This is a genomic window from Ralstonia sp. 110700041-2 (genome assembly GCF_056280165.1).
On record NZ_JBSFAI010000015.1, the window covers coordinates 21,349 to 48,053 of the forward strand.

Sequence of the window (26,705 nt, forward strand, 5' to 3'; positions counted from 1 at the left end):
TGGTCATGCGCCAACGTGCTGCTCTGGCCGATTCGGTATAAACCGATACCGGGCGAGTTGCTGTCGAGCTGGGTTGTTCGATTGGCGCATGGCCACGGAATGAGTTTGACGTCATTCTGCAATCTGGCACTCGGAGCTGACGCACGCGTGTTGACAGTGGACATCGACCGGCGCAGCCCACAATGGCTTCTGGAGTCGCTGGCACTGCACACGGGGACTCCGTTGGAGGCAGTTCGTCAGACGACGCTGCGGTTCTATGAAGGGACGCTGTATCCAGAGTTCCACGTTGGTGGAATTCTTCCGTGGGTGATCTCGATCAAGCTGCCGCGAAGCGCCCGGCTTGGCCCAGGTCTTCAGTTTTGCCCGTACTGTCTAAGGACTGATCCAAGACCGTACTTCCGCCGCTGCTGGCGAGTCGCACTGCAAACATTCTGTGAGCGGCACCAGCGTTTGTTGCTCGATAGGTGCCCCCGTTGTGGCGCGAGCTTGTTTGTTCAGCGCGTCGATACAAACTTGTGTCACGCGGAGATCGATGGCATTTGCCATTGCCACAACTGCGACTTCGATCTTCGGATGGCGGAGGCGCCCAACGTAGATGATCGAGGCAGTGGTCTCCTTTCCGAGCTGCAGCAACTGACGCGCGATCTCTCCTCGTTGGGCGCCGCGGGCCCGCGAGACCTGTTGGATCGTTTGCACGCTATGGCCGTGACGATGTTGTCGTGCAAGGTCAAGCCGCGTCTCTGTGACTGTCTAGCCTGTCGCTTCGGTTACTCCGACTTGGAGATTGTGCGCACCAGAAAGCCGGCGCTGGAACTGCAATCTGTACTGGCTCGGCATGCAGTATTGCTGTGGTCCCTTTGGCTGCTTCAGCACGATCCCGAGGCGCACGCGCAGCCTGTCAAGCCCACTGCTCCGTTGCACCACCATTTTGTTAAGGATATCTTGGCTGGGTATCGGCGCGAGGCGTCTCTTCACGCGCGTCGAGACTTGCCCGCTGAGCTTCCAATTGCGATGAGCAGCTCACCGCAGATACGCGATGGCTGCGTGGTATAGCTGCATTGAGATCCAGGAGCGCAGTTCGTCGGGAGTACTGGCCTGCGTGTGTTCCAACGCCATCACACGATGGTCGCCACCGTCCTGTACTGAGATGAATGCTCCCGTCGCGGCCTGGACTGCACGTTGTATCGCTTCATCGCTCTGGTTTTTCAAGGGAACCGCAAACGATATAGGCGGGTTGGCTTCGTGAACCATGAGCAACGTGGATGCTTCCTTTGAGGAAACAGCAAAGGCAGCTACACGCTTGAGCCGGTGGCTGTCTTCAGGCATCAAGAGGTGCTCGTTCAGCACACCGTCTTCGTCGGAGATCAGTGGCATCGGGACGGTCCAGCCATCGTCGCGGCTCGCCGTCAGGACTCGCACGGAAGCATCATTCAGCGTGGATAGCGCTTTGACAGCGTGTTCGAGGAATGCCGGCGGGTCCGGAATCTCGCTGTCATCGTCGACGATCTGTGTTTCGCGGATGCGCTTTGTGGAGCCCGGTTCGCCGATCGCGTGCTCGTTGATCGGTTCACCGGACGAGGCACTAGCGCGAGGCTTTTGTCCGGCTATTGTTCGGTCGGCGAAGACGTATTTGTTTTCGAGGTCGGTGAATCGCCGATTGCCGCGCACGGGCATCCTAGCCGGAGCAAGCTGCGACGAAGGGTCATGCTCCTCCAGGTTGATCTGGGTGGGTTCCTTGGGTTTCCGGGCTGTAGGCGGCGCTTCCTGTGGCAGGGTATCGGGCGCCATGCTGGTAGTGCGAGCTTTTTTGCCACCCGTCACGTGAAACCGCAGTGACTTGAAGGGGAACGGGTGCGAGCAGCTCAGGAGTTGATAGACGAGGAACGTTCCTTTGGGATCATTGCCTCGCGACAGCCACTTCCCAGCGGCTCGCAGTGTTGTCGTTCCTTCGAACGGAAATAGGGTCTGCGGGTAAACCTCTTGGCGAGCCTGAGCGGCGCGTACGCAGGAGGCTCCAATCATTTTGGCCGCGCGCCATGCCAGCCGACTACCGGCGATTCTTGCGACGTCCTCGGCGCTTGCGCGCGGAATACGGTCGGCAAGTTGAAGCGTCATCCGGTTGTGCCGATCTATTGCCGGCGTCCCCGTGTAAAGATGCCCTCTATCGAGTTGGGGGTGGAACAGCCTGTTGAGGAGCTCACTGGACGAGCCGAAGTAGAAACGGATCAACTCCATGCAGGGCACAACAAGGAGCTTCCCGTCTGGCAAGGTGACTCGAACGCAATAGGAGTGCGTGTTCTCGCGATGTCCAGCATGCTCATGGAGCGGCAGCATGAAACTGCCGTCTTCGAAGCTCGATCCAGCTTTTACTAGCTCGCAGGTGTCCTGGCTGATTTCCAGGTTCTCGCAATGCAGTTCTTCGTCAGCGGCACGGGATTCCAAGCTCTGTTCGCGCCACACGTCGCCGATACGCAGGAGCATTGTGGTTCCGACTGAAACCCAGCATCGGGTCTGCTGCCTTACGGTTTCGCGGAGCGAGAGAAGCGATAAGCGACTGCTGCCTTCAGGGCACTTGTCCTTGGACAAGGAGACCAGAACGGACGGATGGCGCCGTCGCACCATGCGATCGGGGAAGGCGATGGGGCCGAACCAATCCACGCGCCAACGGCCTTCCCTTTTTGGAAACGCGTTTATGCGGAACATGTGATCCTGATCTGATCGTCAAAGCGTCGCCCGGCACGGGGATCTACCTGGCCGCGGCCGAGCGCCGATGACGAATTTCTGGCTGTTGCTTACGCCCGGCTATGACGGAGGTACAGATACACCAGTCCGATCGGCGCAATGAAGATCGCGAAAGCCCAACAGATCAGCATCGTGCTGAACTTGGCGAACAGCATCACGATTGCGTTCACGAAGAAGACGTTGTTGCCGAGAATGAAGTTCATCACGCCTTCGTACACGAACCGGGCATATGGATAGAGCACGGTGCTGATGAGGGCGAACAGAACCATCTGGTAGGGGAGCGGTTTTCCGGCGTTGCTCGCGAAGAGGAATATGAACGCGGGAAAAATCACGCCAAACAGGAAATGGCGGAAGTAGTAAGCACGAGAGAGGCCACCAAAGGTTTTTGCGAACAACGTATTCATAAGTCAATCTGATTTGCGGGTACGAATCGAAAATGCACGCGGGCCGTTCGTGGGTTGCCGCGATGCCCAACGTACATTTAACGGCGGCGAATTCGCTTGCCGCACCCCTCGCCCGAAGGGAGGCGAATTCCGAGATATCTATATCAGGTGTAAGAGTATTTTAATTGTGGTTGCCAAATTTTCTTGGAGCCCAGTATGGGAGGTATCTGCGCCAATCCAGTGATGTATGAGATTAAATATCCCTCTAATTGGGGGGGGCTAGATCACTGAGCTATCTAACCGTCTGAGGGTACACTCCTCAGCCAAGAATCTTAGGGTTCTGAGAAATGGTCGAGGGGATATCGTGCAGGTCAGGCCTACGTGTGCCGGCCGTACGGTAGTGGGGATGGCGATTGCAACTTCGGCGATGGTCGACGTAGCGCAGATCATAGGCAACAAAACAATGGACGCACTTAGTGAGGTACAGCGCAACTGGATAGATGGCGCTCCCATTATTCCTGCCACGTTGACGGTACGAGCACTCGATGGCCAGTCAACGCATACCTATGAAGTTCTGGATCGAGATGCGGAGGGGCGTGTGCACGGTTTGCACAAACGCCGCGGGTGGAAGGGGTTCGTCTTGAGGGTTCGCGACCCGGCGACCCATGAGGAGTTTGCTGCCAAGCTTGCAGTCCCCGGCGACTACAAGCAGCCACGGCTCGAGCAAGAGCTGCTGTATACATCCAAACTTCGTCCAGCTAAATCGCTCTTTGTTTGCCCGATGTCAGTCGGCCTTTCTGCGCCGCCGCCGGGTATGCCGGATGCCGAAGAAGACTTTGTTTGCTTTATAGCCCCCTGGGTTACGGGGAGGACCTTGGAGCAGTATCTCCAAGAGGACTCGCTCGAGATCGATTTTGTCTGCAGTGTAGCAATGCAGGTGCTTCGAGCTATCACCTACCTCAAGCGGGTTGAGTTGAAACATGACGATCTGCACGTGGGCAACGTCATGATTTCTCAGGTGCCAGCGGAATTGGCTCTGCTCGCTGATGACGAGCATCGATTGGAAGTATCAATTATCGATTTGGGTAGTCTAAAACCATCCAATCAGACTACAAGCAAGAGCCGAGACGACAAAATCTGTTTTGTTCAGATATTGGTGGAGCTTTACAACGGTCTACATCGGAACCGTCGTGTCGCCTCCAGTCACCCTCACTTCATGCGCCGGTTCCTGCAGTTCATCGAAAAGTTGGTGGATGAGGACCAGGCGAGGCATTTTCCGATTGAGAACCAAATTGCCCAGGAGTTGCAAGTTCTTCAGCGTGAACTCGAAGAGGTGGAGATTGATGAGTCAAAGTTCCAGCCGTTTGAGGCCATTTCGGCCGAGCATTTAGCCGACGACGCGACGCTGCTGGAGCTTTTCGTTGAAACATTGCCGTGGATGCAGGACATCCAGGAGCGTAAACCTATCGTGCTCACTGGTCCACGCGGGTGCGGTAAGTCAATGATATTCCGCTATCTTGCAGTAAGAACACATTTGGGCTTACGTGCTCAGAATGCGGAACGCGGACGTGCAAGCCCTTTTGACTCTTTTGGGGTATATATCAGTTGCGCTGCACATCTTCAAAACAACCTTAGCTGGTTGGCTCGCAAGGAGGGGCGCGCTGAGCAGAGGGCGCATGAGATTGCAACTTACTTCCAATTGATAGTTGCTCGTGAGCTTCTAAAATCTCTTGGTATGGCCTATGCCGATTCAGTGGCGAACCGCGCTTTTCGACTAGATGAAGCTGGTTTCGATAATATCGTTGCACTTATCTCGTCGTACTTCAGTCGTCCCGTTGAATCGGCAAGACTGACCAATCGCAGTCGCATCCTTCATTTCGCAGATGACCTTGATGCCTTACGGGTTCAGCTCCATGGAACTTTGCTTCGAGATGGCGAATGGAACGATCATCTTCCGGATACGTTCCTTGCTGATCTAACTGGAAAGTTGGGATCTGTCTTCCCTTACTTCAAGAGGCATCAAGTGGTATTCCTGTTGGATGACTACTCGTCAAACCGAGTGCAGGAAGAAATTCAACGAATACTTAATAAGATAATTTTTGAGCGCGTTCCAACTCACTACTTCAAGATTTCCTGCGAGAAGTTCGGTTTTGATCCGGGCGATATCGATGGGGTCACACTAGAGGAGACGCGCGAGTTCACCACTATCGACGCAGGTAGCCGAGCTTTGGCGGACGTCGATGATCATGCTGCGAAACGGTTTGTGACGAACCTGATTGATCGACGGCTGAGCAGAGCTGGTTGGGCGGGGCGGGCAGAGAAGCTTATTGGATCTTCGGAACCATATGCTGATGATGTTCAGCTTGCCAGCTATATTCGCGAGCATGGCAGTACTCAGGGGCGTCGCTACTACTATCATGGGTTGCACGCTCTTGGGCGGCTATGGAGTGGCGATACCGCCACGGTTTTACAGATCGTTCGTGAGATGTTCGTCAAGGGAAGCGTGCAGCGCGATACCACGGCACCCATTACCAAGGCTGCTCAACACGAGGCGATCGTTTCTATCTCAAAGGCGTTCAAGGAGCGCGTGGATGGTTTGCATCCATTCGGAGCGCTAATGGCCAAGATTCTTGGACAGTACGGAGCGGCCGTCCGTGACGTGATGGTTAAGGGGCGACTGAACTCTGCGAAGGAGCCGTATCGACTTTACCGTCTGGAGATGACCAAGGATGAACCGAGATCGACGATTGCCTTGTTACGTGATCTTGACCCAGAGCTAGGATCTCTCGCGCGCGAGCTTCTCCGGCGAGCGATCTTTATTGAGCTACAAGACAGTCGCGCCAAGGAGGGGCTTTCAAAGCAAACTATGCGTTGGGAGTTGCGGCGAATATTCAATCCAGCATTCGGACTTTCGCTCAAGCGTGATAGTTATCTAGGGGTGCGCGACATTGAGGAGCTGCAAACATTCCTGACGGCTCCGGAGCGTTTTGCGGATCGAGCAAGGATGTCGTATGCCACCAAGAGCGGCGCGGATCGGTTCAGTGGGGAATTGTTCGAGGATACAGATGACTGACAAGCAGGCTTTCGTCAAACGAATTTGCTTTGACGATGTACAGGTGTCTCTTCCCGAAGTTGAACCGTGGGATGGAGATGAGGTTTCTCCCGATCTGCTAATTAGTGCCCTTGGTTTTGAGGATCGAGCTTCCGCTATCCCCCAATTGTTCGCTGAGCGCTTACCTCAGGGTGGGGCGGCTATTGCCTTGCTAGGTTGCTACGACATCAATACTCAGGACAACGAGGGTAATGGGGATGCCATCCGCGGGGCTCTGTCGCGTTTTTGTTCCGAAATTCGCACCTTCAGCGCCGAAAGTCCGCATGAGGTGCAATGCGCCGTGCAAGCTGCGCTGCAGGAGCTTCGGCAAAGCCGACAGAAAGTTCGCGTCGCTTTCGATATTAGCGGCGCATCAAGTACGTTGATCCTGTCCGTTCTTGCAACGCTCATTCCACAGGCACCGCGACTCGTACTCGACATCGTCTACGCAGAGCCAGAGGAATATGCTCCTCCGCGCTTCGAATATGAATCGAGGCTCGAGGAGTTGGTCCAAGAAGCCTTGTCGGATGGTGACGACAGCTCGTTTGCCGAGCAAGGTGTCTCCGATGTGGACGTCAACGAGCTGTATCCTGGTTTGAACGCAGAGAATCGCCCTGATCGAGTTATCGCGCTGCCCTCGTTACGCACATCTCGGTTGGTGCGCTGCCTTGCTCACATAAGCGATCAGCCACTTGTGTCGCCAGTGTCATCCATCTTCTGGATCCTTGGTGAGCCACCCGCGTCTTCCATGAGGTGGCGATTGGATCTGCAGCGTCGAATCGTAAATCGTCAGCTGGCAGTAATGGTAGGTAAGGAGCCTTCTGATACGACCGCTCCGTCACTATGTGAGCGCAACCACCATACTTGCAGTACGCGAGACTATCGCCAGACATTGGGCACTCTGGTCAGCCAGATTGATCAAAGCGCGGGATCGAACGTCTGGCTCATTCACATGGGATCGAAACTGCAGGCGGTTGGCGTCGCACTTGCGCTGCAGGTGCGTAACGAGGTCACAGTTCTGCGGGCGCGCCCAAAGCAGTTCAACGCTGGCAAGTACTCCAGTGGCGTTGGGACGCTGTGGCGATTGCACTTCGAAGACTTGGCAGGGGTTCTTGGCCGACTTCAACAGATCGGCGAGCTGGAATTGGAAACGAAAATTGAGACGTCACGTGAAAGACGTCCAAGTTGTTAGCGCTGTTTTTTTTGCGCTGTGAGAAGGTCCCATTCTTGGACCTTCTCGCGCACTAGATTTTGTGCATCGACTTCGCGCCAATCTGGGTAGCGGTGGGATCGAGGTACTGCCCATCGTTGCTTCCAGTAATCCGAGTACTCATCCACAGATAGTCTTTGGGGGGCTCCGAAAGAACCGCCTGCCATGCCAGAGTGGAGGTCGCTGACTAGGTTGAATAGATAGACTTCACGTTGCACGCCATGTGCAAGTAGGTCCAGCGGTAACCCAAGCAACATCAGCGCTTTGGTAACGTTTTGCCAGCGAACCTTGGGGCCGTTTCCATATCCGTTGGGTGTCAGCTGTCCATGGGCTACCAGCAAATCGCACATGCGATCGTAGAGATGCTCCAAATGGAGCATCCCGAATCCCTTCGTGTAACCAATCGGCTCCGCCAGCAGACGGCTATCGTATCGCAGGCGGTTGTACTGCGCGCTCTTGCCAAACGCGCTGGTCGTTGTAATCGCTACGAGCGGCTGCTGGATTTGTTGGCGTTGCATTGTCGTGCGCTTCGCCGCGTATCTTAGCCAGTACGCCTCCCGGATTGCGTCGGCTGCGAGTAGTCCCGCGCAAAGCTTGCCTCCTAGCAGGAAGCTATAGGGCGGGATCGCGCCGATGGTGTAGGCGTCCATCGTTTGGTTGACCAGCTCGAGTTTCCGACCAGCGGGAAACTCGAATAGTGTGTCTCGGCAGGCAAGGTCTGCCGGAGGGGATTGCAGTCCCAGGATACCAATCAGGCCGCCATGGGTTTCGTCCACTACAAGGAAGCGTAACCTGCGGCCGTATCCTTTCGAGTACGGCATGGACCAGCACGCACGAGCCAACGTCCACAGCTGCTCTTCCTCTGTCGTTTGCACCAGTCGGAGCGCGGGCTTTATTGCATGAACATCGATGTTCTGGCCGTTTTTGAACCAGTGACGGTGGCGCTCGAACAATGCCGCAAGCTTGCCACTGTATCCAATTCGCTCCCCAAGCCCGCGGGCAGCAACGTGCAATCCTCGGACAAAGTCCTTGTTGCCGAACGTCAGAGCGTTGGTGCAGGCGGCGTGGGCTGAAACAATATCTGCGGCAAGCTGTTGTTTCCTAGATTCAAGCCATATGACTGCGCCTGAAGGGGCATGGAATGCCCCTTCAATGAGATTGGACGGAGTTCGGCGCACGTTACTGGTCATGGGGCGCTATTTGGCCAGAGGTGCGCGCGGAAGTCAAGCATGGGAAAAGCAACGCTAGTGCCGTGTCTCAGCATGCGACTTTCACGCGTGTAGCCTCATCGCCCGAGGTAATGTGCGGCGCCGCAAGAGTGCCTACCAATCGGTGTGATTCCCCAACGATGGGTTACGGGGCTATATCTCAAGCACTAATCCAGTACTGAAGGCCTGATTTTCCGCTGGGTGTCCTTTCGGTGCATATCCCCGTGGATTGCATATAACGCGACATGCGCCGACGCTGTAGTCGAAGCTGTCGTGCATATGGCCATGAATCCATAGATCGGCCAGTTGGACCAAATCATCCATGCGGCTGGCATATGCAGACGTCAGCGGATCATCTTGATAGCGCGACGAGACACTCTTGGCCGAAGGGGCGTGATGGGTAACGACCACCCGCCTGTGCTGTGAAGGGGACATTAGTTCCGTGCGGAGCCAGTCGCGCGCGACGTGGTGCATCCGTGTCGTATCCCGCGGTTGCAACTTTCTGAACACCCCGTGCGATTCAAAACGAATGGCCCCGGTGAAGTCGGACATGCCTCGACCAGCGTAGCCCTCGGCGGTGTGCACGTTTTCTTCTGTACCCCCGTACAAAGCGAAGTCTGTCCAGAGTGTGGCACCTAGGAACTCTACGTCCCCGATCACGAATCTATCCATGTCGAGGAGATGAATGTTCGACGTTGCCGCGCACGCCGCCCGCAGATCTCGCAGCACTCGACTGTGCTCGCCTTTGTAGAACTCGTGGTTGCCAGGCACATAGATGACCGGCAGGCCACGACTCTGGGCTTCAATCCAAGGCATTCCCCGCTTGCCTATATGAATGTCACCAGCAAGTACGATGACATCAGCGCCCGTCGTGTCGATGTCGAGGGTAGTGAATTCGAGGTGCAGGTCACTTAGAACCAGGAGATTCATGCTGACTTGTGACGTCCGGACTCACATCAGGAGGGATGATGCCTGGGACCGCCTCAGATTTTGACTGCTGCTCCGATTGGCGTCGGATGTAAGCCGGTGCGATGCCTTGCTTTTCGAGGCGGCGTACTGCCGCGGCAACTGCCGCGTTCGCGCGCGTCAAAAGTGTATTGCTGGTCATGAATCGGCCGAATTTGTCTGCCGGCATGGCTTGCTCCATTTGTCCTACCCCCAGATTACTCCGTCCACGCCTTCGCGGCAGCGTGTCTCTCCACGGGGCGATCTTGCTCGGGCCGCACTGCAATAGCGCAGGTCGCGGGCATGGTGATTCATTGCCCCCTACGCCCGCTCACCAGATTGTCGGTCTGCCACGAAGCCGATCGCCTGCCGCCCTGCGCGCCGCGGCATCTTTGGCAAGGCGACGTGCTTTCCTGATGTCATCGCAGTCGCAAACGCATCCTGTACCAAACGATGTGTTGCGCGCAGATCGAGGTCGCTCCGTCCTGCCAAGGCTTCTGCCGCGCTGGCGTCCAACTCAATGCGCTTGCCGGTGGCACGCTGTAGCCGCTGCACCTCCGCCAAAACAAGCAGCAACCGCTGCTCGGGCTCAGGTGCCGGGATGTCAAACACCTCTACGCGGCTCAATAGCGGGGAAGGCACAGCGTTGAGATCATTGGCCGTCAGGACGTAGATGATCCGACTGGCGTCAAACGCCATATGCAAGAACATGTCTTGGAATGTGCTTGCTGTCTCGGACTCAAGTAGATCCAGCAGTACAGGAGTTACCGGGTAGCGGACATCGCTACCAATCTTGTCCACTTCGTCCAAGATGAGCACAGGCGTCGCCGAGCTGCCACAGGCGAGCATCTCAATAACCATCCCAGGTCGAGCGCTGTGCCAGGCGCTATCGCCGCCCGTCAGTTGGAAGCTTGCCTGGGCACTTCCAGCGGACCACTTCCGCATTGGCACATTCAGAAGCTCTGCCAACTTCAGCGCAAAGTGCGTTTTTCCAATGCCTGGTGGTCCTGTCAGCAGGATCGGCCGAATCCGGAAATCCTTTGTCCGCATCGCACTGTTCAACGTGAGATCAATCCTGAGCTTCTCAATCGGCTCACTCAGGTTGCCGAACACGCTCCGCGCCGTTTCGAGCTTCTTCAGGGCAGATCGAACACGAGGTAGTGCGCGGTAGCCCTCATTGCTCCCGGCTCGCTCCAACAATGTCTCGGCGCACCGCCGCTGGCTGCGGTCTGCACCTTGCATGTGCTCGTTGGCGAGCGCCAGCGCTTCAGGCCCAAAAACCTGAATATGCCGGGGCCGAGCACGGCGAGGAGCGGGAACCACTTCTGCCGGCGTCGCCACAGCCGGTCCAGCAGATGAGGATTCATGCTCATCTTCTTTTATCACCGCAAGGTCCAGTTTGGCTTGTCGGGCAGCCTCAAGGACGGTGTGCGTGTTCGAGGGGATGAGCAGATGCCATGCCGCCGCACTACGCTGCTCGGACAGATCCCCTAAAGGAACAAATCCAGGTGGGTGCTCCGAAGGGTGCCGGGGAGCAGACATGATGATTCTCCATACGCGAATCAATGGCTTGCAGCCGCAGCCATCGAACCCGGCAACGCCGGGAGCCGAAGAAGCCCGAGGTCAGTCAGCTATTCGCGAGTGAGTTCGCTCTGACGGAGCGAACGCGCGGCTGCCGACATCGACCGCTGGGGTCGATTGGTGACGGCAGGTGTCTTTGGCAGCCATGGAGGTATGAAAGGTGTGATGCGGCTCGTGTAACTACGTTCTTGAACCATACAACACCAGGTAGGCTGAGGCTATCCGGCGAAGTACTGGACTTGGTTCGCAGCCGCGAACGTTGTGGGCGGACGACGTGATGGGCGGATGCGCTGCGCATCAAATGGTGCGGCGCATCATTTCGTAGAGCCGAAAAAGTGAGGGGAATGGCTCTGTAGTGCGGCTTCTCGCTGGGTAGCACCCAATCCAAACTTCGATATTTTCTAATCTACTTCGCTATTTTCTAATTATCTTCGCTACGCGGACAACGTCACCTCATGACGGCTATAGCGCACGCCTAATTGATAGATAAAAACAATCAAATATACGTTTCGATAGTATTTGAATAGACTGTCTTCCATGTTGAGCGCATCGCTCATTCCCTAAATCACCGTGGAGCCCGACATGTCCCTGCCGCTTGCCTCGAACACCGTTACGACCGTGCTGGCATGGCTCGCTAGCTATGGTGAATCGCACTGACCTGACGGATGCATGAAGTTGCCTGCGCGTTTGGTGTAGGCGCCAGGAACGCGCAGGGTCGCGAGGAGAAAAGGCATGGCAATGGTGCGGATGTTTGTTTCGGAATGGCAGGGGTTTGCGGGCACAGTGCGCGCCTCGCAGGTCGAGGTGCTGACGCTGTCGGGCATGCCGGGCAGTGCGGCCGGCGGCCACGGCACGCGCGCCGCAGAATCCGCCCGCCTGCAACGCAAGTGGGTGCGCAAGCAGGTCGGTCTAACCATCGTGGCTGCCGGCGCTATGATCGTGTTCCTGCACGGTATGGTGCAGCTCATGGTCTGATGACCGGCCTGATGCTCGGTTGCCATCCGCTTTGCGTTTCGTCACAGGACGATGCGACGATTGGAACTTGCTGCGCGAGGGGCAACCGAAAGAAGGCTGGAAGCACGCGCGGCCCGACGCTGAATCCAGCGGACGGCATCGCGTTTTTGCACACCACTTCATAGGGGAATCCAGATGGCAAAGAAGAACAGCGGCGCGACTGCCGCAGCCCAGATCAACATCGGCATTGCTGACAAGGATCGCAAGAAGATCGCCGACGGCCTGTCGCGCCTGCTGGCCGATACCTACTCGCTCTACCTGAAGACGCATTACTTCCACTGGAACGTCACCGGCCCGATGTTCAACACGCTGCACCTGATGTTCGAGACGCAGTACAACGAACTGTGGAATGCCGTCGACCCGGTGGCCGAGCGCATCCGCGCGCTGGGTTATCCCGCGCCGGGCTCGTATTCGGAGTTCGCCAAGCTGTCGTCGATTCCGGAATCGAAGGGCATTCCCGAGGCGATGGACATGGTGCGCGAGCTGGTGGCGGGCCACGAAGCCGTGACGCGTACCGCGCGCAGCCTGTTCCCCGACGTCGACAAGGCCGCCGACGAACCGACCGCCGATCTGCTGACGCAACGCATGGACATTCACGAAAAGACCGCGTGGATGCTGCGCTCGCTTCTGGCTTAAGGCTGGCCTGAAGGCCGTTCGCCACGTTTGCGACAGGCGTTTCGGCAGCAGCGAATTGCGCCCCTCCCGCGAGCCCGTTGCGTTGCGGTTGGGGCGGCATCACCCCCCATGACCTAACCGAGAGAATCATGACGACTGAAGCCAAATGCCCGTTTTCCGGCCATGCTCCCGCTGCTTCCCACGCCTTCGGTGGCGGTACGGCCAACAAGGACTGGTGGCCCAATCAGCTGCGCGTCGATCTGCTGAACCAGCATTCCGAGAAGTCTGATCCGCTCGGGTCGAACTTCAACTACCGCAAGTCGTTCAATGCGATCGACTACGACGCGCTCAAGGCCGATCTGCGCCGCCTGATGACCGATTCGCAAGACTGGTGGCCGGCAGACTTTGGCCACTATGGCCCGCAGTTCATCCGCATGGCCTGGCATGCCGCCGGCACGTACCGCACGGGCGATGGCCGTGGCGGCGCAGGGCGCGGCCAGCAACGTTTTGCACCCCTCAACTCCTGGCCCGACAACGTCAACATCGACAAGTCGCGCCGGCTGCTGTGGCCGATCAAGCAGAAGTACGGCCAGGCCATCTCGTGGGCCGACCTGCTGATCCTGACCGGCAACGTTGCGCTTGAAACCATGGGCTTCCGCACGTTCGGCTTTGCCGCCGGCCGTGAAGACACGTGGGAACCGGACAACGATGTGTATTGGGGCAACGAGACCAAGTGGTTGGAAGCCACGCGCTATTCGGGCGAGCGCAACCTCGCGAACCCGCTCGCCGCCGTGCAGATGGGCTTGATCTACGTGAACCCGGAAGGCCCGGAGCACGCCCATGGTGATCCGCTCGCGGCCGCCAAGGACATCCGCGAGACCTTCGCCCGCATGGCGATGGACGACGAAGAAACCGTTGCGCTGATCGCCGGCGGTCACACCTTCGGCAAGACCCACGGCGCGGGGCCAGCAAGTCACGTTGGCGCCGATGTCGAGGCCGCGCCGCTGGAAGCCCAAGGCCTGGGCTGGGCCAGCACCTTTGGCACCGGCAAGGGCGCGGATGCGATCACCAGCGGGCTCGAAGTCACCTGGACGCAAACGCCCGCGCAATGGAGCAACTTCTTCTTCGAGAACCTGTTCAAGTACGAATGGGTGCAGGAAAAGAGCCCCGCCGGCGCACTGCAATGGGTGGCCAAAGACGCCGAGGCGATCATTCCGGGCCCGACGCCCGATTCGCCCAAGCGCCGCCCGACGATGCTGACGACCGACTTGTCGCTGCGTTTTGATCCGGCATACGAAAAGATCTCGCGCCGCTTCCTGGACAACCCGCAGGCGTTTGCTGAAGCCTTTGCCCGCGCTTGGTTCAAGCTCACGCACCGTGACCTCGGCCCGAAGTCGCGTTACCTCGGCCCCGAAGTGCCGCGTGAAGACCTGATCTGGCAAGACCCGCTGCCGACGGCGACGCACAAGCCGACCGAGGCCGATATCGCCGATCTCAAAGCAAAGATTGCCGCTTCTGGCCTGTCGGCATCCGAACTGGTTGCCGTGGCGTGGGCGTCTGCCTCGACCTTCCGCGGGTCGGACAAGCGTGGCGGCGCCAACGGCGCGCGCATTCGGCTGGCGCCGCAGAAAGATTGGGCGGTCAACCAGCCGGTGGCCGGCACGCTGGCCAGGCTGGAGGAAATTCAACGCGCCTCCGGCAAGGCTTCGCTGGCGGATGTGATCGTGCTGGCAGGCAGCGTTGGTATCGAGCTGGCCGCCAAGGCCGCCGGCACGACGATCACCGTGCCGTTCACGCCGGGCCGCGTCGATGCGACGGCCGAGCAGACCGATGCCACGTCCTTCTCGGTGCTCGAACCCGTGGCCGACGGTTTCCGCAATTACCAGAAGACGCAGTTTGCGGTGCCGGGCGAAGTGCTGCTGCTCGACAGGGCTCAACTCCTGACGCTGACGGCACCGGAGTTGACCGTGCTGATCGGTGGCCTGCGCGCCATCAACATCAACGCGGATGGCAGCCAGCATGGCGTCTTTACCAGCACGCCCGGCGCGCTGACGAACGACTTCTTCGTCAACCTGCTCGACATGAACACCGAATGGAAGCCTGCCGGCGACATCTACGAGGGCTATGACCGCAAGACGGGCGAGCGCAAGTGGACCGGCACGCGCGTCGATCTGGTGTTCGGTTCGAACTCGATCCTGCGTGCGCTGGCCGAGGTGTTCGGCAGCGCCGACGGTAAGGAGCGGTTCATCAGCGAGTTCGTGGCCGCGTGGGTCAAGGTGATGAATCTCGACCGGTTCGATCTGGCCGCCGCCTAAGCTGCTTTCGGCGGGACTAAAATGGCGCCTTGCCTCGTGCAGGCGCCATTTTTCTTTGGTGATTTCCATGCAATCGTCCGCTGCCCAACCCAGCCGCCTCATGCTCTATGCGCGCCTGATGCGCATGGACAAACCGATCGGCACGCTGCTGCTGCTGTGGCCGACGCTGTGGGCGCTATGGATGGCCGCCGATGGCCATCCGCCGGTGTCGCTGGTGGTGATCTTCACGGTCGGCACGTTCCTGATGCGCTCGGCCGGTTGCGCGGTCAACGACTGGGCGGATCGTGACTTTGACAAGCACGTCAAGCGCACCAAGGAGCGGCCGATCACCGCGGGCCTGATTGCCCCCTGGGAGGCGCTGGCGGTAGCCGCGGTGCTCTCGCTCATCGCCTTCACGTTGATCCTGCCACTCAATGCGCTGACAAAGTGGATGTCGGTGGCCGCCATCGTGATTGCCGGCACGTATCCGTTCTTCAAGCGGTTCTTCGCGATTCCGCAGGCGTACCTCGGCATTGCGTTCGGGTTTGGGATTCCGATGGCGTACGCGGCGGTGCAGGATCAGGTGCCGGTGCTGGCGTGGCTGATGCTTGCCGGCAATGTCTTCTGGGCCGTCGCCTACGACACGGCGTACGCGATGGTCGACCGCGATGACGATTTGCTCATCGGCATCAAAACCTCAGCCATTACTTTTGGACGTTTTGACGTGGCGGCGATCATGCTGTGCTACGCGGGGTTCTTCGGGATCATGGCCTGGGCTGGCCATGTGATGGCACTCAGCGTGGCGTACTGGATTGGGTTTGCCGCTGCCGTGGCGTTGTCGCTTTGGTATTTCCCGATGCTACAGACGCGTGATCGGATGAAGTGCTTTTTTGTTTTCCGGCATAACAATTGGCTGGGGGCCTGTTTGTTTGCCGGGGTGGCGGGGGCGTATTTGCTGCGCTAGGTGTTGGTGGTGCGTCCCCGATTTCATCCCCTGCCGGGGACGATACCGGGGATGGACCAGTACCCTCAATCCCGCCCAAACTCCTCCCCCATCTCCTTGCCGCGAGCCGCCGCAGCATGCATGGCCCGCACAAAGGCTGCCTTGATATCGGCGCCTTCCATTGAAGTGAGCGCCGCATACGTCGTCCCGCCCTTGGACGTCACACGCTCGCGCAGCACCTCCACCGGCTCGGACGATTGGCCTGCCAGCGTGGCCGCGCCAATAAACGTCTCCACCGCCAACGTGCGCCCATCCTCAGCCGACAGCCCAAGCTCCTGCGCCGCCTGCTGCATGGCCTCGATGAAATAGAACACGTATGCGGGGCCGCTGCCCGAGATGGCAGTCACCGCATCAATCTGCGCTTCGGCTGGCACCCAAACGCTCTTGCCCACGGCATTGGCGATGGCGCTGGCGGTTGCGCGGTCGGCGTCGGACAAGCCAGCGTTGGCGGCCAAGCCGGTCATACCCAGCCCCGAGAGCGCCGGCGTATTCGGCATTGCCCGCACCACACGTGCATGGCCATTCAGCCAGCGCGACAGATCCTGGATGCGGATGCCCGCCGCCACCGACAGCACCAGGCTGTCGCCCAGATGCGGCGCGAGTTGCGCACAGACCTCGCGCATCTGCTGCGGTTTGACTGCCAGGACGATCACGTCGCGGTCGGCCAGTTCTGCGCCGGGGGCGGCAGCGGTGCGAGCGGCCCAGGTGTGTTCGGCGCGGCTGCGGGCCGGTTCGGTCGGGTCCACCACCACGATGTTGGCGCTGTGTGCGCCTTTGGCGATCAGGCCGCCGATGAGGGCCGCCGCCATGTTACCGCCGCCGATGAAGCCGAGTTTCAGAGTGTCGAGCATGAGTGTGGTGGTGTGAAAAAAAGACAGGAATTCAGGCGTTTGCATAATGCCGCGCGCCGAAGATGGCGCTGCCGACGCGCACAATCGTGGCGCCTTCGGCAATCGCATCTTCCAGGTCGGCGGACATGCCCATCGACAGCGTATCGAGCGGGATGCCGGTCTCGCGCAGCCGATCCGCCAGGGCTCGCAGATCAGCAAAGGGCTTGCGCTGCGCGGCGGGGTCATCGCTCGGCTCGGGCACGGCCATCAGGCCGCGCAATTGCAGACGTGGCAGCGCCGAAACGGCTCGTGCCACGGCAAGCACTTCATCGAAATCGGGCAGCAGGCCATGCTTGCTGGCCTGGCGGCTGATGTTGATCTCAAGACAGACCTGCAGCGGCGGTAACGTGTTGGGGCGCTGGGCCGACAGGCGCTCGGCGATCTTGAGGCGGTCGATGCTGTGCACCCAGTCGAACTGCTCGGCCACGGCGCGTGTCTTGTTGCTCTGCAGGGGGCCGATGAAGTGCCAGCGGATCGGGTCGGCGCCCGTGCGCAGGTCGGCCAGCGCGTCGATCTTGGCGATGCCTTCCTGCACATAGTTTTCGCCAAAGAGGCGTTGCCCGGCGGCATGTGCGGCACGTACGGCATCGGCGTCGAACGTCTTGGATACAGCCAACAATGTGACACCTGCAGCATCGCGCGAAGCCAGTGTGCAGGCCGTTGTGATCCGTTGACGCACGGCTTGCAAGTTGGCGGCGATTACAGACATAATCCGGCGACGTTTGTTACAAATAAACAAGGTTCCGGCACGTCGAATGAACGGCTCGGAGCGCGTCTGGAGGCGCCATTGCGACGCCCGGGCGACATAAAAAAGTCGGGGGTCATTATAAGATGGACATCGCGCAGCTTCTGGCGTTTTCCGCCAAGAACAAGGCGTCGGACTTGCACCTGTCGGCCGGACTGCCGCCGATGATCCGGATCCACGGCGACATGCGCCGGATCAACGTGCCCCCGCTCACGCACCAAGATGTGCACTCCATGGTGTACGACATCATGAGCGACGGGCAGCGCAAGGTCTACGAAGAAAACCTGGAAGTCGACTTCTCGTTTGAGATCCCGGGGCTCTCGCGTTTCCGGGTCAATGCGTTCAACCAGAATCGCGGCGCTTCGGCCGTGTTCCGGACGATTCCGTCGAAGGTGCTCTCGCTGGACGACCTGAAAGCGCCGGCCGTGTTTGCCGATCTGGCGATGAAGCCGCGCGGTCTGGTGCTCGTCACGGGCCCGACCGGCTCGGGCAAGTCGACGACGCTTGCCGCGATGGTCAACCACCGCAACGAAAACGACATGGGCCACATCCTCACGGTGGAGGACCCGATCGAATTCGTGCACGAATCGAAGAAGAGCCTGATCAACCAGCGTGAACTCGGGCCCCATACCCATTCGTTCGCCAACGCGCTGAAGTCGGCGCTGCGTGAAGACCCGGATGTGGTGCTGGTCGGCGAATTGCGTGACCTTGAAACCATTCGCCTCGCGCTTACCGCCGCAGAAACCGGCCACTTGGTGTTCGGCACGCTGCACACCAGCTCGGCAGCCAAGACCATCGACCGGGTCGTCGACGTGTTTCCGTCGGACGAAAAAGAGATGGTCCGGACCATGCTTTCCGAATCGCTGGAGGCGGTGATCTCGCAGACGCTGCTCAAGACGCGCGATGGTTCGGGCCGGATCGCGGCGCACGAAATCATGATTGCCACGCCGGCCATTCGTCACTTGATCCGCGAGAACAAGATCTCGCAGATGTACTCGATGATGCAGACCAGCAGCGGCATGGGCATGCAGACGCTCGACCAGTGCCTGTCGGAGCTGATCAAGCGCTCGGCGATCAACTACGCAGACGCGCGCGCCATTGCCAAGAACCCAGACGCGTTCGTGAGCTGATGCGCGAACGGATGCGCTGACTGACACGTCAGCGCGCTTTCCAATTCTTTCCAGGAGGGGCACGCCATGCTGGACCGCGAAGCCGCCACCAAATACATCCACGAACTCTTGCAGTTGATGGTGAACAGCCGTGGCTCGGACTTGTTCATCACGGCAGAATTTCCGCCCGCGATCAAGGTGGACGGCAAGGTCACGCCGATCTCGCAGCAGCCGCTGAATGCCCAGCAGGCCGTCGGTCTGGTCAAGGCGATCATGAACGAGAAGCAGCTGCGCGAGTACGAAGACAGCTCGGAATGCAACTTCGCCATCACGGCGCCGGGCGCCGGGCGATTCCGCGTGTCGGCGTTCATGCAGCAAGGTCGCGCCGGCATGGTGCTGCGGACCATCAACACGAAGATCCCGACGCTGGGCGAGTTGGACCTGCCGCCGATCCTCAATGAGATCGTGATGAGCAAGCGCGGCCTCGTGATCGTCGTGGGCGCCACGGGCTCGGGTAAGTCGACCTCGCTGGCGGCGATGGTGGGCTATCGCAATGCGAATTCGTACGGCCACATCATCACCATTGAAGATCCGGTGGAATACGTGCACGCGCACCAGAACTGCGTGGTGACGCAGCGCGAGGTGGGTGTGGATACCGAGTCGTGGCACGTGGCGCTGAAGAACACGCTGCGGCAGGCGCCGGACGTGATCCTGATCGGCGAAATCCGGGATCGCGACACGATGGAATACGCCATCCAGTACGCGGAAACCGGCCACTTGTGCCTTGCCACGCTGCACGCCAACAGCTCGAACCAGGCGATCGACCGGATCATCAACTTCTTCCCGGAAGAGAAGCGTCAGCAGCTGCTGATCGACCTGTCGCTGAACCTGCGCGCGATGATTGCGCAACGCCTGCTGCCGCGTCAGGGCAAGAAGGGGCGCGTACCGGCCGTCGAGATCATGCTGGCGACCCCGCTGGTGCAAGACCTCATCTTCAAGGGCGAGGTGCACGAGCTGAAGGAGGTCATGAAGAAATCCCGCGAGCAAGGGATGATCTCGTTCGACCAGGCGCTGTTCGATTTGTACGAAGAAAACAAGATCACGTACGAAGACGCGCTGCGTAATGCCGACTCTCTCAACGATCTGCGGCTGCAGATCAAACTGCACAGCAAGCGGGGCGGGCAGACGGACCTGTCGGCCGGCACCGAGCATTTGAATGTCGTCTGATGTGGTCCAGGCGCTACACCATTTGAGGTAATTTGCGGCGCGCAACGTTTGCGCTTCGCCCTGTACCCACCCGTCGTCATTAACTTTTCTTAATATTTGCTGAGAATTGCCGTATAAGCGGTGGGTGGGCTTGCCAGGTCATCGGCGGGCGCGCATCAAAACGATAAAAGCAACAGCAAATCCGGGTGGGTGAAAACGTGGCAAGCAAGCCGAGGTGTCAGCGCGCGCGGGCGGCGCGGGGCTTTACGCTGATTGAGCTCATGATCACAGTGGCCATTGTCGGCATCCTGGCGATCATTGCGTATCCCAGCTACGTCCAGTACATCGTCCGCTCCAATCGGGCAGCGGCGGAATCCTTCATGCAGGAAGTGGCGGCCGCGCAGGAGCGCTTCCTGCTCGACAATCGCGCCTATGCGCCTGACCTGACAACGCTGCAATACGCCAGCAACGTCCCGGCGAACGTTTCACCCAACTACACCTTCACGCTGAGCGCCAGCAGCGTGCCGCCGTCTTACCAACTGGCGGCGACTCCGCAGGGCTCGCAACAGGCGAACGACGCCGCCTGCGGCACACTCACGCTGACCAACACCGGTGCCAAGGTGGCGTCCACAGGCGCCTCCAACTGCTGGAAGTGAGGCGAGCCATGACTACTCTGCGCAAGCCCACTCAAGGTTTCACGCTCACCGAGCTGATGGTCACGCTGGCTGTGCTCGCCATCCTCGTGACGATTGCGGTGCCGTCGTTCTCCGGCATGATCGCGACCCAGGCAACACGCAATGCATCGTTCGACCTGTCGTCCGCCGTGTCGTTGGCGCGTGCGGAAGCGGTCAAGCAGAACGCCATCGCCACCGTTTCGACCACGAGCACTTGGGCGAGCGGCTGGACACTGAAGGTAGGCCCGTCCGCCACGGTGATCCGCACGTTCGGGCCGTACAGCGGCGTCACCATTGCGGCGAGCAACGGCAACACGCTGTCGTTCGGCAACGATGGTCGCCCCACTGCAGGCGGTGTCACGTTCCAGGTTACGCCGACGAGTTCGTCGCAATCGGTCTCGCCTAGCTGCGTGCAAGTGGGCGGCAGCGGCCGCATCGCCGTGGTTTCGGGGACGTGCTCATGAGCGCCATTGCACGGTTGTCACATCGCCGGTTGGGCAAGCGCGGGCAGCGCGGCACGACCCTGATCGAGATCCTGATTTCGGTGGTGATCCTGCTGGTGGCGCTGTTGGGCGCGGCCGGAATGATGGTCCGCTCGAACCAGTCCGAGATGGAGTCCTACCAGCGCGTGCAGGCCCTGACGCTGCTGCAGGACATGGCGGCGCGGCTCAATGCCAACCGCCAGGTGGCCGCCTGCTACGCTGTGGCCGGCGCGATGACCACTGCCGGCACGGGTGGCATCTCGGCGCCCAGCTGCACGACGGGCTCGGCCGCACAGCAAGCCACTGTCACATCCGATCTCACAGCTTGGAACAATGCGCTGCTGGGCAATACCGAGACCGCTGCAAGCGGCACCGTTGCCCTGGGCGCCATGATTGGCGCGCGCGGCTGCATCGAAGCCATCGACACCGTCAACCAGGTCTATCGCGTGACGGTCGCGTGGCAAGGCCTGGTCAAGACCGTGGTGCCGTCACTGCCATGCGGCAGCGGCAATTTCGGTAGCGATGGCTACCGCCGCGCCATCAGCGTGCAGGTGCGCATGGGGGTGCTGTCATGATGGGCAATCGCACGCTGCGGCGTCTGCAGCGCGGGATGTCGCTGATCGAATTGATGGTCGGCATGACGCTGGGGCTGCTGCTGCTGACCGCGCTGGCGAGCTTGTATGCCTCGACCTCGCAATCGCGCGTGCAGCTGGGCAACAGCGCCACGCAGATCGAGAATGGGCGCTATGCGCTCGACATCATCAGCCAGGAAGTTGGGCTCGGCGGCTTCCTCGGTGATCTGAATCTGCTGGGAACCTCCGCCGTTGCCACGCCCGATGTCTGCGCCGCTGCCATCAATGCGCTCGGCTTCAGCAATAGCCCGGCAACGGTGCCCGTGGCCATCTACGGTTACGTGCCCGGTGCGAATGCGGCGCCATGCTTGCCCAACCTGTCGCCCAACTCGGAAATCCTGGTGGTGCGTCGCGTGTCGAGCACCATTACTTCTGCGAGCGCCGTAGCGGCAGGGCAGGCTTATCTGCAGGATTCGTTCTGCGGCACCGACACGGCGCCTTTTGTATTCAGCGCCACCGCAACGGACTTCACGCTCAAGGAAAAGACCTGCAGCAAGCCCGCAGACCTTCGCCAGGTCAGTGTGCGTGCGTTCTACCTGGCCACGTGCGACCGCTGTGGCACGGGCGGCGACAGCATTCCCACGCTCAAGATGGTTGAGTTTTCCAGCGGCGCAATGCAGCCCCCAAACTCGGTCGCCCAGGGCATCGACGACGTGCATTTCGCCTATGGCGTGGATATGGACGGCAACGGTTCGCCCGATTGTTACGTTGCCAATCCCGGCATCGACAACAGCACTGCATGCAACAACGTGGGGGGCTACAACTGGCTCGCGTCTGCCGCGACCAACTGGAGCAACGTGACGGCCGTGCGCATCAACGTGCTTGCGCGCACGCTGGGCGTGTCACCGGGCTGGACGGATACGCGGTCCTACGATCTGGGCCGCGGTACGCTCACCCCACCTTTCAAAGATGGCTACAAACGGCACGTCTACGCGCAACTCGCGCGCGTCGCCAATGTGGCCGGCCCACGGGAGTAGCCATGCGGCGCTTATCGGTTCGCCAATCGGCACGTCAGTCGGGCGTGACCCTCGTTGTCACGCTGATCTTCCTGGCGATTTTCATGGGCATTGTCGTGATGATGATGAACTCGGGCGTGATCAACACCAAGATCGCCGCCAACCAGCAATATGGTCTGGAGGCCCGCAGCGCGGCGCAGCAGGGCATTGAGCAGGTCATCAGCGCGGATTTCACCTCCAACCCGGTCGCCACCAACGTGCCGGTGGACGTCAACGGCGATGGCAAGGCGGACTACACCGCGCAGGTTGCTGCGCCTGCTTGTGTTGCCACCAAGCCCATTGCAAATACGCAGCTGACTACAAATACGACGAGCCCGAACTTTGCCGCTGACTCGTCCTGCTTCAGCGGCGTAAACAACAACTCGGACACGGGCATCCTCACCGCCGCCGGTACGCCAGGCGGGATGTCGAATTGCAGTGCGACGCAGTGGGATGTTGCCGCCACCGTCAACGATGCCAACGGTACGGCCGTGAACACGACGCTGCATCAGGGCGTTGCGGTTCGCGTGCTGACCGGCGCGGCATGTCCGTAAGCCCACGCGCAAAGCCAGGAAGAACCCATATGCGCTCCTTTGCCCAACGACTTGCCTTTGCCGCGACGGCAACTTTTGCACTCGCGCTGTCAGGCGCTCAACTTGCCAGTGCCGAAGACATTGATCTGTACACGGGGCTGCAGCAGAACGCCGGCAAGCCCAACGTTGTGATCATCTTTGACGATGGCTCTAACTCAGACGCCAACGCGACGTTCACCTGCTCGGCGACTGGGCTGACTGTGGCCAACCCAACAAAGAGCTCCGGCGCTGAGCAGTGTGCCCTCTACGGCGCCGCACAGTCGATTGCGAGCAATCCGTCTTTGCTGGGCAACGTCAATCTGGGTCTGATGTTGTTTGACCCCAAGAGCCCCGGCGGATTGTTCACGTTCCCTTCTGCGAATCCCAGGTCGGCGCAGACGCTGCAATTGATGGACAACAACGGCGTCAACAGCCTGCTGTCGTACATCCAAAACCAGTTCGCTACGGACCTGACCGGCGGCAACAATGTGCAGACAGCCGGCGCCATGCAGGAAGCCTGGGCGTTCTACGCGGGTTACCAGAACACCAAGGTGGCGGGCCTGTCTGGCACGCAGTACACATCGCCCATCAGTAACCCTTGCCAACGAAATTTCGTCATCTACATTGGCAACGCGACCAACAGCGGCCACCCTGCCGAGAGCGATCCGAAGATGCTGGCGGCGCTTCAAGCGGCCGTGCCCACGCCCACGGCTGCACAGACGACGCAAATCGCGATCAATAGCAAGTACGCGTCGAACTGGGGTGACGAGTGGTCGCGCTATATGTACCAGAGCGACCTGCAAGGCACGGCCAACACGGCCAACCCGCAGAACGTCATCACCTACGCCATCACGGTGACGGACGGCAAGAATCAGGACTACGTCAACTTCGAAAACAGCATGGCCACCAATGGTGGCGGCAAGGCCTACACCGTTCAGCTTGGCGATGTGGCGGGCCTTCAGGATGCGCTGCTGTCGATCCTCAATGAAATCCAGGCGGTCAACAGTGTGTTCGCATCGGTCAGCTTGCCGGCTGCCGTGAACGCGCAAGGCCAGTTCCTGAACCAGGTGTACATCGGGATGTTTCGCCCCGATGCGACGGCAGCCCCGCGCTGGATGGGCAACCTCAAGCAGTACCAGGTGGGCTTCGACACCAACGGTAACCTGCAGTTGCTGGATTCAGTCGGCAAGGCCGCGCTGAGCAATGCGGGCACGGGGTTCATGTCGCCCAGCGCCATCAGCTTCTGGACCGCCGACCCGCCGCTGTCCTTTGGCTCAAGCGGTTATGGCAGCAGCATCAGCAATTGGCCGACCAAGGGTTTCTGGCAAAACAGCCCGTCCAGCAAGGGTTGGGCCTTTGACTCACCCGACGGTGAGATCGTCGAAAAAGGCGGCGCTGGTGAAATGCTGCGCGCATTATTCCTGACCAGCCAGGGCAGCCGCACGCTGCTTACCTGCAACGGCAAGGGCACTTGCCCGACCAGCACGGCTATGCCAACGTTCGACACGGCCAACACATGGCTGACCGGCACCAGCGGGCTCAACGCCATCAACTCGTACAACAGCACGAACGGCGCGCCCACCATCGCGTCGAGCGAGCAGACCAACTTCATCAACTGGGTGCGCGGCCGCGATGTTCAGGCGCTGGACAATTCGACGGTCGCGGGGCAGGAAGCCGAAACTGGCCCGGGCTCGCCCGTGACGATCCGCCCGTCCATCCACGGTGATGTGCTGCATTCCCGGCCGGTGGTCATCAACTACGGAGGCAGCACCGGCATCGTGGTGTTCTATGGCGCCAATGATGGCGTCTTCCATGCCATTAATGGCAATCAGACGACGGGTATCAACGGGGTGCGACCTGGCGGCGAGCTGTGGGGCTTCATCCCGCCCGAGTTCATTGGCAAGCTGAGTCGGCTCTATGCCAACTCGCCACAGGTGAAGCTGTCCACTACGCCGAACGGCATTACGCCGACACCGACGATGCGTGATGACTTTTTCGACGGCAGTACGACCGTCATGCAAGACCAGCGCGTTTCGGGAAGCGCCCGCACCATCATCTACTTGACCGCACGGCGTGGCGGTAGCTTGATTTACGCCCTGGAGGTAACCGACCCCGCCAACCCGCGCTATCTCTGGTCGCGCAGCAACACCGATATTCCGGAGCTGGGTCAGACGTGGTCCAAGCCGAGACTGATGCGCGTGGCCGGTTACGCCAACCCTGTACTGATCATGGGCGCCGGCTACGATGCGTCTTCCGAAGACAGCGACCCCGCACCCGGCACCGATACCATGGGTCGAGGCATCATTGTGCTCGATGCCTACAGCGGCGCGCCGGTCTGGAGCGCCTTGCCGAACTGCGCTGGCATGGCGGGCGTGTGTGTGAAGAACACCGGCCTGACCCGTTCGATTGCCTCGGATGTCACTACGGTCGATCGCACAGGTAGCGGTTACATCCAGATGGCCTACGTGGGCGACGTTGGTGGCAACATCTGGCGGGTGGACTTCCAAAGCTCCGCTGGCAACGCCCCCGCCAACTGGGCACTGACGCAGTTCGCGTCGCTCGGCGGCGCTGCCAACACCAACAACGCGCGCAAGTTCTTCTATGCGCCCGATGTCGTGCCCACCGCCGGTTTCAACGCCGTCATTGCCGGCACCGGCGATCGCGAGCACCCGCTATATTCGGCTTCTACAACGCCGGGCACCGCCTACAACGTGGTCAACCGCTTCTATATGTTGAAAGACCCGAATCTTGGCCCCGTGCCGGCTGGTTGGGTGCCATTGACGGAAGCCAACCTCGTAGATTCGACTTCGACGGCGTACAGCGGGACGGGCTCAGGCTTCTACATCACGCTGCCGAATCCGGGCGAGAAGGTCGTGAACGCCCCCCTCACGGTGGCTGGCTACACCACGTTCGGGACCAACACCCCGGCGGTTCCGTCCGCCGGCGCGTGCTACCCGAACTTGGGCATCGCCCGCACGTATTCGGTGAGCTTCCTGACAGGCACTGGCCAGAACCCGAATCGCTCGGTGGTGCTGGACGGTGGCGGGTTCCCGCCCTCGTCGGTCTATGGCGTGGTGCTGGTGAACAACGGCAGTGGCGGTACGACGCCGGTGCCGGTGTGCTTCGGGTGTGGCAACCAGACGGGAACGGGCGCAGGCGGCTCCGCGCTGGCGCCCGTCCAGGTGACACCTAAAGGCCTTGGCAAACGCAAGCGCACATTCTGGTTCTCCGAAACCGACAAGCACTGACCTGCATCTCCCAACGGCCCGCCCCGCGCGGGCCGTTACAATTCCGGCCAGATGCCGGAGCATTTC

At 60.0% G+C, this 26,705-nt stretch carries 22 protein-coding genes; 15 read left to right on the forward strand and 7 right to left on the reverse strand.

Translation table 11 applies throughout. From position 1 onward, the window contains the following. Window positions 1–15 precede the first annotated feature (15 nt). Window positions 16–1,053 carry a TniQ family protein gene (locus ACUXH0_RS20530; RefSeq protein WP_233902602.1) on the forward strand — a complete coding sequence of 346 codons (1,038 nt, stop codon included), beginning with the start codon at window positions 16–18 and terminating at the stop codon, window positions 1,051–1,053. On the opposite strand, the gene ACUXH0_RS20535 is transcribed toward ACUXH0_RS20530, so the two are convergent. Continuing rightward, window positions 1,021–2,481, reverse strand: coding sequence for a hypothetical protein (locus tag ACUXH0_RS20535; RefSeq protein WP_259393730.1), 1,461 nt, complete (start codon window positions 2,479–2,481; stop codon window positions 1,021–1,023). The genes ACUXH0_RS20530 and ACUXH0_RS20535 overlap by 33 nt on opposite strands. Window positions 2,482–2,792: 311 nt before the next feature. Next, entirely contained in the window at window positions 2,793–3,146 is a 354-nt protein-coding gene (locus ACUXH0_RS20540; RefSeq protein WP_012435745.1) for a hypothetical protein, read from the reverse strand. A gap of 385 nt (window positions 3,147–3,531) precedes the next feature. Between ACUXH0_RS20540 and ACUXH0_RS20545 the strand changes: the two genes are divergently transcribed. Beyond that, window positions 3,532–6,198, forward strand: a complete 2,667-nt coding sequence (locus ACUXH0_RS20545) for an ORC-CDC6 family AAA ATPase (protein WP_259393728.1) — start codon at window positions 3,532–3,534, stop codon at window positions 6,196–6,198. Beyond that, complete coding sequence (locus tag ACUXH0_RS20550; protein WP_012435747.1) at window positions 6,191–7,408, forward strand: hypothetical protein; 1,218 nt, start codon at window positions 6,191–6,193, stop codon at window positions 7,406–7,408. Before ACUXH0_RS20545 ends, ACUXH0_RS20550 begins: the two co-directional genes overlap by 8 nt. Here the strand turns inward: ACUXH0_RS20550 and ACUXH0_RS20555 are convergent. The 3 genes from ACUXH0_RS20555 to ACUXH0_RS20565 form a co-directional block, all read right to left on the reverse strand. Then, the gene (locus tag ACUXH0_RS20555) at window positions 7,405–8,616 is read right to left on the reverse strand and encodes a Druantia anti-phage system protein DruA (protein WP_012435748.1); all 1,212 of its coding nucleotides are present in this window, start codon (window positions 8,614–8,616) and stop codon (window positions 7,405–7,407) included. The genes ACUXH0_RS20550 and ACUXH0_RS20555 overlap by 4 nt on opposite strands. Window positions 8,617–8,787: 171 nt before the next feature. Then, complete coding sequence (locus ACUXH0_RS20560) at window positions 8,788–9,564, reverse strand: metallophosphoesterase (protein ID WP_182594566.1); 777 nt, start codon at window positions 9,562–9,564, stop codon at window positions 8,788–8,790. Window positions 9,565–9,900: 336 nt separating this feature from the next. Continuing rightward, on the reverse strand, window positions 9,901–11,121 hold the full coding sequence (locus tag ACUXH0_RS20565) for an AAA family ATPase (RefSeq protein ID WP_182594565.1): 1,221 nt from the start codon (window positions 11,119–11,121) through the stop codon (window positions 9,901–9,903). A gap of 771 nt (window positions 11,122–11,892) precedes the next feature. Between ACUXH0_RS20565 and ACUXH0_RS20570 the strand changes: the two genes are divergently transcribed. From ACUXH0_RS20570 to ubiA, 4 genes are all read left to right on the forward strand, one after another. Continuing rightward, window positions 11,893–12,135 carry a hypothetical protein gene (locus tag ACUXH0_RS20570; protein ID WP_012436376.1) on the forward strand — a complete coding sequence of 81 codons (243 nt, stop codon included), beginning with the start codon at window positions 11,893–11,895 and terminating at the stop codon, window positions 12,133–12,135. Between the two features lie 174 nt (window positions 12,136–12,309). Continuing rightward, complete coding sequence (locus ACUXH0_RS20575; protein WP_004631595.1) at window positions 12,310–12,810, forward strand: Dps family protein; 501 nt, start codon at window positions 12,310–12,312, stop codon at window positions 12,808–12,810. Between the two features lie 128 nt (window positions 12,811–12,938). Then, window positions 12,939–15,104, forward strand: coding sequence for a catalase/peroxidase HPI (katG, locus tag ACUXH0_RS20580; RefSeq protein ID WP_012436375.1), 2,166 nt, complete (start codon window positions 12,939–12,941; stop codon window positions 15,102–15,104). 67 nt (window positions 15,105–15,171) lie between these two features. Then, entirely contained in the window at window positions 15,172–16,047 is an 876-nt protein-coding gene (ubiA, locus tag ACUXH0_RS20585; RefSeq protein ID WP_004631597.1) for a 4-hydroxybenzoate octaprenyltransferase, read from the forward strand. Window positions 16,048–16,112: 65 nt separating this feature from the next. Here ubiA and proC read toward each other — a convergent pair whose 3' ends face one another. Together proC and ACUXH0_RS20595 are read right to left on the reverse strand one after the other, a co-directional pair. Next, on the reverse strand, window positions 16,113–16,937 hold the full coding sequence (proC, locus tag ACUXH0_RS20590; protein ID WP_024542538.1) for a pyrroline-5-carboxylate reductase: 825 nt from the start codon (window positions 16,935–16,937) through the stop codon (window positions 16,113–16,115). A gap of 31 nt (window positions 16,938–16,968) precedes the next feature. After that, a complete protein-coding gene (locus ACUXH0_RS20595; protein WP_004631599.1) occupies window positions 16,969–17,685 on the reverse strand; it encodes a YggS family pyridoxal phosphate-dependent enzyme in 717 nt (238 codons plus the stop codon). Window positions 17,686–17,807: 122 nt separating this feature from the next. Between ACUXH0_RS20595 and ACUXH0_RS20600 the strand changes: the two genes are divergently transcribed. From ACUXH0_RS20600 to ACUXH0_RS20635, 8 genes are all read left to right on the forward strand, one after another. Further along, window positions 17,808–18,851: a type IV pilus twitching motility protein PilT gene (locus ACUXH0_RS20600; protein WP_004631600.1), complete on the forward strand. Its 1,044-nt coding sequence runs from the start codon at window positions 17,808–17,810 to the stop codon at window positions 18,849–18,851. Window positions 18,852–18,917: 66 nt separating this feature from the next. After that, window positions 18,918–20,057 carry a PilT/PilU family type 4a pilus ATPase gene (locus ACUXH0_RS20605; protein ID WP_004631601.1) on the forward strand — a complete coding sequence of 380 codons (1,140 nt, stop codon included), beginning with the start codon at window positions 18,918–18,920 and terminating at the stop codon, window positions 20,055–20,057. Window positions 20,058–20,254: 197 nt separating this feature from the next. Further along, window positions 20,255–20,692, forward strand: a complete 438-nt coding sequence (locus tag ACUXH0_RS20610) for a type IV pilin protein (protein ID WP_004631602.1) — start codon at window positions 20,255–20,257, stop codon at window positions 20,690–20,692. Between the two features lie 8 nt (window positions 20,693–20,700). Next, the gene (locus ACUXH0_RS20615) at window positions 20,701–21,174 is read left to right on the forward strand and encodes a GspH/FimT family pseudopilin (protein WP_004631605.1); all 474 of its coding nucleotides are present in this window, start codon (window positions 20,701–20,703) and stop codon (window positions 21,172–21,174) included. After that, entirely contained in the window at window positions 21,171–21,767 is a 597-nt protein-coding gene (gene pilV / locus ACUXH0_RS20620) for a type IV pilus modification protein PilV (RefSeq protein WP_004631607.1), read from the forward strand. Before ACUXH0_RS20615 ends, pilV begins: the two co-directional genes overlap by 4 nt. Then, complete coding sequence (locus ACUXH0_RS20625) at window positions 21,764–22,801, forward strand: PilW family protein (protein WP_004631609.1); 1,038 nt, start codon at window positions 21,764–21,766, stop codon at window positions 22,799–22,801. Before pilV ends, ACUXH0_RS20625 begins: the two co-directional genes overlap by 4 nt. 2 nt (window positions 22,802–22,803) lie before the next feature. Continuing rightward, a complete protein-coding gene (locus tag ACUXH0_RS20630; RefSeq protein WP_004631610.1) occupies window positions 22,804–23,373 on the forward strand; it encodes a pilus assembly PilX family protein in 570 nt (189 codons plus the stop codon). A 29-nt stretch (window positions 23,374–23,402) separates the two neighbouring features. Next, window positions 23,403–26,639 carry a pilus assembly protein gene (locus ACUXH0_RS20635; protein WP_182594564.1) on the forward strand — a complete coding sequence of 1,079 codons (3,237 nt, stop codon included), beginning with the start codon at window positions 23,403–23,405 and terminating at the stop codon, window positions 26,637–26,639. Window positions 26,640–26,705: the final 66 nt, after the last annotated feature.